The sequence below is a fragment of the Marinomonas alcarazii genome, from assembly GCF_003208215.1.
Lineage (GTDB): Bacteria > Pseudomonadota > Gammaproteobacteria > Pseudomonadales > Marinomonadaceae > Marinomonas > Marinomonas alcarazii.
The window spans coordinates 1-9799 of sequence record NZ_QKLW01000017.1 but is presented as its reverse complement, the minus strand read 5'-3'; the positions used below and the strand labels follow the sequence as shown (position 1 = coordinate 9799).

9 protein-coding genes are annotated in these 9799 nt (G+C 48.1%); 8 read left to right on the top strand and 1 reads right to left on the bottom strand.

All coding sequences use genetic code 11. The features are described from left to right. Positions 1–460: 460 nt before the first annotated feature. Both DFP75_RS18240 and DFP75_RS18235 read left to right on the top strand, forming a co-directional pair. Positions 461–952 carry an REP-associated tyrosine transposase gene (locus DFP75_RS18240; protein ID WP_110577472.1) on the top strand — a complete coding sequence of 164 codons (492 nt, stop codon included), beginning with the start codon at positions 461–463 and terminating at the stop codon, positions 950–952. Positions 953–1371: 419 nt separating this feature from the next. After that, entirely contained in the window at positions 1372–2724 is a 1353-nt protein-coding gene (locus tag DFP75_RS18235) for an MATE family efflux transporter (RefSeq protein WP_245927096.1), read from the top strand. A 258-nt stretch (positions 2725–2982) separates the two neighbouring features. On the opposite strand, the gene DFP75_RS18230 is transcribed toward DFP75_RS18235, so the two are convergent. Continuing rightward, entirely contained in the window at positions 2983–4473 is a 1491-nt protein-coding gene (locus tag DFP75_RS18230; protein ID WP_110577470.1) for a cobyric acid synthase, read from the bottom strand. Between the two features lie 140 nt (positions 4474–4613). Here DFP75_RS18230 and cbiB point away from each other — a divergent pair, with 140 nt between their 5' ends. The 6 genes from cbiB to DFP75_RS18200 all read left to right on the top strand — a co-directional run bounded on the left by cbiB (position 4614) and on the right by DFP75_RS18200 (position 8776). Next, a complete protein-coding gene (cbiB, locus tag DFP75_RS18225) occupies positions 4614–5540 on the top strand; it encodes an adenosylcobinamide-phosphate synthase CbiB (protein ID WP_245927095.1) in 927 nt (308 codons plus the stop codon). Then, positions 5510–6640: an aminotransferase class I/II-fold pyridoxal phosphate-dependent enzyme gene (locus DFP75_RS18220; RefSeq protein WP_245927094.1), complete on the top strand. Its 1131-nt coding sequence runs from the start codon at positions 5510–5512 to the stop codon at positions 6638–6640. Before cbiB ends, DFP75_RS18220 begins: the two co-directional genes overlap by 31 nt. Further along, positions 6637–7149, top strand: coding sequence for a bifunctional adenosylcobinamide kinase/adenosylcobinamide-phosphate guanylyltransferase (gene cobU, locus DFP75_RS18215; protein WP_110577468.1), 513 nt, complete (start codon positions 6637–6639; stop codon positions 7147–7149). The genes DFP75_RS18220 and cobU overlap by 4 nt, the downstream gene beginning before the upstream one ends. A 100-nt stretch (positions 7150–7249) precedes the next feature. Beyond that, positions 7250–7747: a xanthine phosphoribosyltransferase gene (gpt, locus tag DFP75_RS18210; protein WP_110577467.1), complete on the top strand. Its 498-nt coding sequence runs from the start codon at positions 7250–7252 to the stop codon at positions 7745–7747. A gap of 237 nt (positions 7748–7984) precedes the next feature. Beyond that, positions 7985–8392: a DUF2914 domain-containing protein gene (locus DFP75_RS18205; protein ID WP_110577466.1), complete on the top strand. Its 408-nt coding sequence runs from the start codon at positions 7985–7987 to the stop codon at positions 8390–8392. A 51-nt stretch (positions 8393–8443) separates the two neighbouring features. Further along, on the top strand, positions 8444–8776 hold the full coding sequence (locus DFP75_RS18200) for a DUF1904 family protein (protein ID WP_110577465.1): 333 nt from the start codon (positions 8444–8446) through the stop codon (positions 8774–8776). Positions 8777–9799: the final 1023 nt, after the last annotated feature.

Below are 9799 nucleotides of genomic sequence, written 5' to 3'. Positions count from 1 at the left end.
TGAACGAGGTACGAGTGTGATCTGCCGTTGGGTTTGGTTGAAATGTCGGATCACGCCTCGTTCCTCGTCTCATCCGACCTACGGGTTGGTGGGTGTTGGGATGTGGTTGGTGGTTTCGTGGGCTTGGTTGGGAATGTCGGATCACGCCTCGTTCCTCGCCTCATCCGACCTACGGTTTTGTGGGTGGGGGCGATGTCTTTGTTGAAATGTCGGATCACGCCTCGTGCCTCGCCTCATCCGACCTACGGTTTTGTGGGTGGGGGCGATGTCTTTGTTGAAATGTCGGATCACGCCTCGTGCCTCGTCTCATCCGACCTACGGGTTGTGGTGTTGTTTTGGTTGAAATGTCGGATTTGTTTTGTAGGGCAGATGAACGAGGCACGAGTGTGATCTGCCGTTGGAGGTTTGAGTGGGTAATGGGGTAATATAAATTTCAAATCAATTAATTAGGTGGACAAGGATGCCCAACTATATAAGAAGTAAAAAACGTGGTGGTACGTTTTTCTTTACGGTGAATCTGCAAAACCGTCAGTCTTCTGTTCTTATCAATCATATAGATCTGCTCCGAGAAAGTGTTTCTTATGTTTTAAAACGTAGGCCTTTCCATATTGTTGCGTGGGTCGTTTTACCAGATCATATTCATGCTGTTTGGACGTTACCTGAAGGTGACAATGATTATTCGCGACGTTGGCAACTGATTAAACAGTTATTTACCAAAAAACTATGGAGCCTGACTGGAGGGCAGTACGCTGTTTGGCAGAACCGTTTTTGGGAGCATGAGATCAAATCAGAAGCAGACCTGAATAAACACATCAATTATTGTTATTTAAATCCGGTGAAACATGGTTATGTATCATCAACCGTTGATTGGCCTTATTCCAGTTTTCATAGAGACGTTAAGCTAGGATTATTTGATAAACATTGGAATGGAAATTTACATACATTCCCGTAGGGCAGATGAACGAGGTACGAGTGTGATCTGCCGTTGGGTTTGGTTGAAATGTCGGATCACGCCTCGTTCCTCGTCTCATCCGACCTACGGGTTGGTGGGTGGGGGCGATGTCTTTGTTGAAATGTCGGATCACGCCTCGTGCCTCGTCTCATCCAACCTACGGGTTGTGGTGTTGTTTTGGTTGAAATGTCGGATCACGCCTCGTTCCTCGCCTCATCCGACCTACGGGTTGTGGTGTTGTTTTGGTTGAAATGTCGGATCACGCCTCGTTCCTCGCCTCATCCGACCTACGGGGTGGTGGGGAAGTGAAATAAAGCTGACCAACGGTGCAATGTTGGGGGATCAATGGTAAATTGCTCGGCTGTTTTTTGGTGTTTTCTATGGATAGTCGGTGGTGATGTGTGGTTAAGCGTTTTCCAGTGTTAAAAGAAGTTTTGCATTTGTTGTTTCCTATGATTCTGACGATGACATTGGAGCTGTCGATCAGTGTGGTCGATACCATTATGCTTGGGCATTACAGTGCCTTGCATTTGGCGGCGGTTGGTTTGGCGTCGAGCTTATGGCTACCGGTTGGTTGTTTTTTGATTGGTGTGACTTTCGGTCTTACGCCGCTGGTAACACGTCACTTGCATGGTAGGCAGCCGAAGCTGGTTAATCTTTATATGTCGCAAGCGGTGGGTTTGTCTGTAGGGCTTGGTTTGTTGGCCAGTTTGGTGGCCATTTTCTTGTTGCCTTATTTCGCACAGTTGATGGCGACAGAGGAGGAAACTAGGCAAGTAACGGTTTCTTATTTGTATATTTTTGCCCCAGCGCTTCCTATGCTTGCGTTGATGACTGCCTACAAAAATCTCTTTGAAGCGGCTGGCCGTCCAGGCTTTCCTTTGTTCGTCGCTAGCTTTGGTTTAGTACTAAACATCTTGTTCAACTATGTGCTGATTTTTGGCAAGTTCGGCTTTCCTGAGATGGGCGCAAAAGGCGCGGCGTTGGCGTCTGCTTTGTCTTTGTATTTAGCTGTGTCGATGTTTTTTGTTTACGACCGCTTTATCAATAAAACGCCTTTGTTTACCCGTTTAGTGTGGCGCTACACGCGCAAGTTTGGGATCTTATTGAATGTCGGTGCGCCAGCGGGGTTTGCTTTTGCCTTTGAAGTGGGCTTGTTTTCTTCGATGACGTGGCTGATTTCGTCCTTTGGTGATTTGGCATTGGGCGGTGGTCAGATTGTTATGTCTTATACGTCTTTCTTGTTTACGCCAATGATGGCCATGAGTGCCGTGACAGCGATTGTGGTAGCAAAAGCCATGTCGAAAGAAGGCGTTAGCGGTGTTAGAAAGCGTATTCGAGTGATTGTCTGGTTGGGGCTTTCTTATGTGAGTACCTGCTTTGTTATCACTCAGGTCTTCCATCAACAGATACCTTACATTTATAGCAGTAACGCTGAAGTGGTTGCCTTGGCAGCGAGCATCTTGCTGATCTCTTCTTGTTATCAGTTTCCTGATATGTTGCAAACCGTGTTCACTGGTGCCTTACGTGGTTTTCGTGAAACGCGTTCAACTATGATTGCTTTTGCCGTGTCTTTGTTTGGCTTGAGTATTCCGTTTGGCTTTTGGCTGTCTCATTACAGCCCTTGGGCGGAAACCTTATCTCTGCGCGGTTTTTATATTGGCTTGGGCGCGGGTTTAACCTTACTAGCGATGATCCTTATTGTACGTTTTCAAATTGTGTTGCGTCGTTATGAAGGTAAGCGCATTGCTTCGCCTAGGGAAGTGGCGTAGCGAAAGCATTTTGTCCCTATTCGTTTCGTAGGGCAGATGAACGAGGTACGAGTGTGATCTGCCGTTGGGTTTTGTTGATATGTCGGATCACGGTCGTTCCTCCCTCATGCCGACCTACGGTTATATGAGGTATTGGGGAACGTCTAATTTTGCAGTCCAAAGTCACAACCCCATCCTAACCTTCCCCTTGACAAGGGGAAGGGACAAAAGCGAACTTGGCTCCTCCCCCTGCTAAGGGGGAGGCTGGGAGGGGGTTAGCTAGAGGGAATTGTGAAATGCTCGACATGTTCTGATTAATGCGTCTATGTCCATGTGTTGTTCTGCGCTGTCGGCGAGGCGGTTGATTTCGCTGTCACGGTATTGGTCGTAGTCGAAGGTGGCGGCTTGGTCGACACCGGCCCAGTTGAGTAAGGCTTGTAGGGCTTCTGGGTGGTCAAATACGCCGTGCAGATAGGTTCCGATGATTTGGTTGTCGTCGGAAACATAGCCTTCTTTCTCGCCATTTTCTAATTCTGCAAAGTGTTTGTAGGCGGTTGCATTGGAAAACTGTGATACGCCAGAGTGAATTTCGTAGCCGGTGACTTTTGAATCTGTCACGAATATGAGTTTGCCGTGTCGTTGTTTAAGTTGCTTTTCTTCTTTCAGTTCCGTTTGCATGGGAATCCAACCAAAGCCAGGCGCGTTGGTGTTGGGCTCATGGTTTTCGAGTCCGAGTGGGTCAAGCAGTTGCTCGCCGAGCATTTGGTAGCCGCCACAAATTCCTATGACTTTTCCGCCGTATCTTAGATGTTTATTCAGGTAGTCTTCCCAACCTTCTTGGCGTAAAAAGGCGAGGTCGCTTTGCACGCTTTTGCTGCCTGGTAAGATGACGAGATCCGCTGGTGGAATGGTTTCATTCGCGCCAACAAGGGTCACTTGGACATCGGGATGAAGGCGTAGCGCGTCCCAATCTGTGTGGTTGCTGGTGCGTGGCATGATAGGAATGACGATGTTTAATTTGGCGTTGCTATCGGTTTTTATTGGGCTTTTGGCAACGGCGTCTTCGGATTCTAAGTGAAAGCCTTTTAAGAAAGGCAGTACGCCTAAAACGGGTTTGCCGGTGCGTTCTTCTAACCAATCTAAACCCGATTGCAGCAAGCTGATGTCGCCACGAAAACGGTTAATCACAAAGCCAATGACGCGGTCTTGTTCGCTTTGGCTGAGTAAATCTAACGTCCCAACGAGATGAGCAAACACGCCGCCTTTGTCGATATCGGCGATGATGATAACAGGGCAGTTGATGCTTTCTGCGAATCCCATGTTGGCGATATCGCGGGCACGAAGATTGATCTCGGCGGGGCTGCCTGCGCCTTCAATTAATACGGCTTGGTATTGTTCGGCTAAGCGATGATAGGAATCCAGTGCGGCGGTTTTGGCGATGCTTTTGTATTCGTGGTAACCCACCGCGTTCATGTTGCCCACGGCTTTGCCTTGGATGATGACTTGCGCGCCTGTGTCTGTGTTGGGTTTGAGTAGAATAGGGTTCATATCTACATGAGGTTCAAGCCCTGCGGCATAGGCTTGCACGGCTTGGGCGCGGCCTATTTCGTTGCCATCTTGTGTGACGGCGCTGTTGAGTGCCATGTTTTGTGGTTTAAATGGCGCGACTTGAATGCCTCGGCGGGTGAACAAACGGCATAATGCCGTGACTAAGGTGCTTTTTCCGGCGTCCGAGGTGGTTCCTTGGATCATTAAACTAAAGGCTGGCATTCAGTATCATCACGCTTCAAATCAATAAGGTGATAGAATTCTACCTTACCTGTTCACCTTGTTAAGTGAAAATACGACCTATATTTATGATCCTTGCTAATTTAAACAGTAGTTTTGATGGTTTTTTTGGTGTGTTCTCTATGACCAGTTTCATTTTAGTGGCGGCTTTGGTGCTGGATCGCTTATTAGGCGAGCCAAAAACTTGGCATCCTTTGATTTGGTTTGGCCGCTGGGTAGACCTTTGTCGCCAGCACATTCAATTGCCGTTAGATGCTTCTGCTTCTCGTCAACGCATGGTTGGTGTGTCGGCATGGCTGGTGGCGGTTTTGCCTTGGGTGATGATTCTATTGGCTTTGTTTTGGTTGTTGCCGAGTTGGCTCGATACTTTGCTGTCTGTGGTGGTGTTGTATTTTGCGATTGGTTGGCAGAGTTTGCGCGAGCATGCGTTGGCGATTTATCAGCCTTTGTCGACTGACCCTCTTTCTAGCGAAAAGTTAGATGAAGCCCGTCTTGCCGTGAGTTATATCGTTAGCCGTGATACGCAGAATTTAGATGAGTCTGCGGTAGCAAAAGCGGGTATTGAGTCGGTTTTAGAAAACGGCAGTGATGCGATATTTGCACCGATATTTTGGTTTATTCTCTTCGGTGCGCCGGGTGTGCTCTTGTATCGTCTTGCCAATACGCTGGATGCTATGTGGGGCTATAAAACCGAGTCCTTGAGGTATTTTGGTTGGTGCGCAGCACGCTTTGATGATGTATTAAATTATGTTCCCGCTCGTCTTGTGGTTTATACCTATGGGGCTTGTGGAAAATGGCGTTCTGCTATTCGTAGTGCACGACGACCTTCGGCCCGTTGGAAAAGCCCCAATGCTGGCCCGGTAATGGCTGCAGGGGCGGGCGCTTTGGGCATTCAGTTAGGTGGCGAAGCACCGTATTTTGGTAAAGTCGAAACGCGACCCATTTTAGGCGAGGGGGATTTACCGATGCCTCAACATTTAAAAGAAGCCATTTGGCTGGTGGATAAAAGCGTATATTTATGGGGATTGGTAATATGTCTGTTGGTTTAGGCTTTTCTAAGTTAGAAAACCTTCCTAACTTGGAAAGCTTGCCGCCAAAGCACGGCGGTGATTTGGCTTATTGGCAGCGCAGGGTGGGAAATGAAGCGTTGAATTGGTTGGATTTATCCTCCGCCTGTAACCGTGAGCCTTGGCCTATTCCGGAAATGGTGCCTGCGCTATGGATGGATTTACCTGATCAAGCGGATTTATTAGAAGAGGCCGAGCGTTATTTTGGTCGTCGTCCCAATGCCATTGGCGCAGGCTCTCAACATATTATCGAAGCTTTGCCGCCCATGTTGATCGCTACAAACGCGTTAACCCCAAATTTAACCAAGCACACTGTTTTTGTGCCACGTATTGGTTATCAAGAGCACGCTTTTGCTTGGAAGAAATGGGGCTTTGAGATTGCGTATTACGATGCCTTGGAAGACTTGCTCGACCAAAAATGGGCGGTGGCGGTGGTCATTCAACCGAATAATCCTACAGGAGAAGTGGCCTCAGCGGAGGTTTTGTCTCTGCTGATTGCTCATGCTGAACAGCTAGGCGCGAATATTGTTGTGGACGAAGCTTTTGTGGATGCTTGTCCTGAACTGAGTCTATTGGATACTTTGAAAGGTGAATCGCTGAGCGAATCGCTTTTCGTTTTGCGCTCTGTCGGGAAATTTTTTGGCTTGGCTGGCGCTCGGGTTGGTTTTGCTTTTTGTGCGGATAAATGGCAAATCCCATTGAAAAATTTGCTGGGACCTTGGCCCGTTGCCACGCCAAGCTTGCATCTGGTGGCGCTCGCTTTTGCCGATAAAGCTTGGCAATCATCCGCTTTGCAGCGTTTAAAAGTACGCCAAGCGGCCTTTGAAGAAAGGGTTATGCCAAAATTCAACACCATCTTTGATTCCCAAGACAGGGCATCGAATCCTTTGTTTGTGACTTGGTTCCTTGAAAGCGAAGCACATGCCAAGCAAGTTTTTGACATGTTGCATCAAGTTGGTGTTCACACCCGTTTGGGGGAAGGTTGGATTCGTGTCGCCTTGCCCGCGCTTAATGAAATGGACGCTTTGAACAGCGCCTTGATTCGCTTATTAAAAACCGCGGGGGGCAGGGAGTTAGCATGAAGCATCTTGTATTGGGTGGCGTTCGTAGTGGCAAAAGCGCTTACGCTGAAGAGCAAGTCGCTTCGTTTAATAAAGCGGTCTGTTATGTAGCGACCTCCCAAATTTGGGACGAAGAGATGGCGGAGCGCGTGCGTTTGCATCAAGTTCGCCGTCCCAAAGAATGGCGGGTGATTGAAGAGCCGTTGGCATTAGCGGACTTGTTGACTGAGGTAAACTCGCCTGAACAAGCGGTGATCGTAGAATGTTTTAGTTTGTGGGTGACAAACCTTCTGTGTCTGGAAGACGAAGCCCGCTTAGAAAATGAGAAGAGAGCGCTTTTTCAAGCCGTTGCTGAATTCAAAGGCGACTTGGTGTTGGTGTCTAGTGAAGTGGGATTGGGCGTGATGCCGATGAATGCCCTTGCTAGGCGTTTTGGTGATGAGCTAGGAAGTATTAACCAAAAATTGGCTAAATTGACCGATCGGGTAACTTTTGTTGCGGCAGGACTGCCTATGCAGCTAAAATCCTAATCTTCCATTTATACTCTGTGTTTTCTTGAGCTATTATTGCTCTTGGCAGCACTCTTATATTCAATAATTGCAATTGATAGCGAAAAGCGTAGGAGCTTTGATGACCCCTTATTCAAAAGATTTTCCAGTGTCTTGGGAAGAGCTACATAGAAATGCTCGTGCTTTGTCTTGGCGTTTGCTGGAGCAGGGTCCTTGGAAAGGGATTATTGCGATTACCCGTGGTGGTTTGGTGCCAGCGGCTATTCTGTGTCGTGAAATGGATATCCGCTTAATCGACACGATTTGCATCGTCAGTTACGGCGAAGATGAAAGTGGCAACGGCGCCATGAAGCAAGGCGAGCTTAACGTTTTGAAAGGCGTAGAAGGCGATGGCGAAGGCTTTATTCTGATTGACGACTTGGTCGATACGGGGCGTACCGCCGCGAAAGTTCGTGAAATGCTACCAAAGGCGCATTTTGCCACTATTTACGCCAAGCCAGCTGGTAAGCCGTTAGTTGATACTTTTATCACAGAGGTTAGCCAAGACACTTGGATTCGCTTCCCTTGGGATATGGAATATACTTTTTCTACCCCGCTTGCTAATCGTCAACCAAAGTAAGCATTCACTTCTATTTCTGCGTATTAGTTTCTTCATAGAAAACGAGTCGTTTTTTGACACAAAAGTAACGAGAGTATTTGCAAATTTACACAAAACTCTCGCTACTTTTACACAGTATTCAGCTACTTTTATGATTAGATTCCATTCTCAATTTAGAGCCAAAGCAGACTAAGAAATTAGCTGTTTTATGCATTTTAAATGCGCTTACTTTTATGAAAAATATAACAGGATTTTAATATGTGGAAAATGCTAATTCGAGTTGCTTTGGTGAGCGTTTTATCGCTATCGATGGCGGTTCCTGCGTTTGCACAGGGTACGGTAGCCCGTGCTCAATTTACTTCAGACGTAATTGACCGTGAGCCAATAGACGATATCGGCCCGAGTGTTCAAGTAGAATATGGCGGCATTCAGCGAGTGTATTTCTTTAGTGACTTACGCGACATGGCCGGCAGTCATGTTATTCATCGTTGGAAATTAGACGGGGAAGAGCAAGCTGATGTTGATTTTGACATTGGTGGTGACCGTTGGAGAGTTTGGTCGAGCAAACGCCTTATGCCTGGTTTCGATGGCAAATGGAGTGTTGAAGTGGTTCAGGATGATGTTGTGATCGACACTTATTCATTTGATTATGTAGATGAAAATTAAAAAATCAGGCATTCTCTGTCGTAACTTGTAATCTATGATTAAGGATTTTTTATGCCTCATCTACGTGTCCGAGGATTGGCTTTCGACGAACTGGAATCCATTGCTGATATCCTAATAGAAAACCTGGCGGAAGTGACCGATACGCCGAATTCACACTTCACTCTAGAGTACCAAGCAACGACCTATCTGGCCGTTGGCGGTGCTTCTCCTGCTTACCCGTTTTTTGATGTCTTGTGGTTCGACCGAGGTGACGAAGTAAAGCGCAAAGTGGCCTTAATCATCGAAGAATTGGTTCGACCTCTGGTGGACAGTGGGCAAGACATAACGGTTTTGTTCCATGATCTGCAAGGCAAGGACTACTATGAGAATGGCGAGCATTTTTGAGAGCTAGAGGCTGTTTATTCCCCCCCTTATCTTCAAGGGGAGGGTTAGGGTGGGGTTGATAGGTTTTTACCCCCTCCCAGCCTCCCCCTTAGCAGGGGGAGGAGTGAGAGTCTGTTTTATTCCCTCCCCTTATCTTCAAGGGGAGGGTTAGGGTGGGGTTGATAGGTTTTTACCCCCTCCCAGCCTCCCCCTTAGCAGGGGGAGGAGTGAGAGTCTGTTTTATTCCCTCCCCTTATCTTCAAGGGGAGGGTTAGGGTGGGGTTGGTAGGTTTTTGACCCCCTCCCAGCCTCCCCCTTAGCAAGGAGAGGAGCGAGAGTCTGTTTTGTTCCCTCCCTTTATCTTCAAGGGGAGGGTTAGGGTGGGGTTGATAGGTTTTTACCCCCTCCCAGCCTCCCCCTTAGCAAGGAGAGGAGCGAGAGTCTGTTTTGTTCCCTCCCTTTATCTTCAAGGGGAGGGTTAGGGTGGGGTTGATAGGTTTTTACCCCCTCCCAGCCTCCCCCTTAGCAGGGGGAGGAGCTAGAGTCTGTTTTGTTCCCTCCCTTTATCTTCAAGGGGAGGGTTAGGGTGGGGTTGATAGGTTTTTGACCCCCTCCCAGCCTCCCTTAGCAGGGGGAGGAGTGAGAGTCTGTTTTATTCCCTCCCCTTATCTTCAAGGGGAGGGTTAGGGTGGGGTTGATAGGTTTTTGACCCCCTCCCAGCCTCCCTTAGCAGGGGGAGGAGTGAGAGTCTGTTTTATTCCCTCCCTTTATCTTCAAGGGGAGGGTTAGGGGGGGGGTGATAGGTTTTTTACCCCTCCCAGCCTTCCTTAGCAGGGAGAGGAGTGAGAGTCTGTTTTATTCCCCCCCCTTATCTTCAAGGGGAGGGTTAGGGTGGGGTTGGTAGGTTTTTGACCCCCTCCCAGCCTCCCCCTTAGCAGGGGGAGGAGCTAGAGTCTGTTTTGTTCCCTCCCTTTATCTTCAAGGGGAGGGTTAGGGTGGGGTTGATAGGTTTTTACCCCCTCCCAGCCTCCCCCTTAGCAGGGG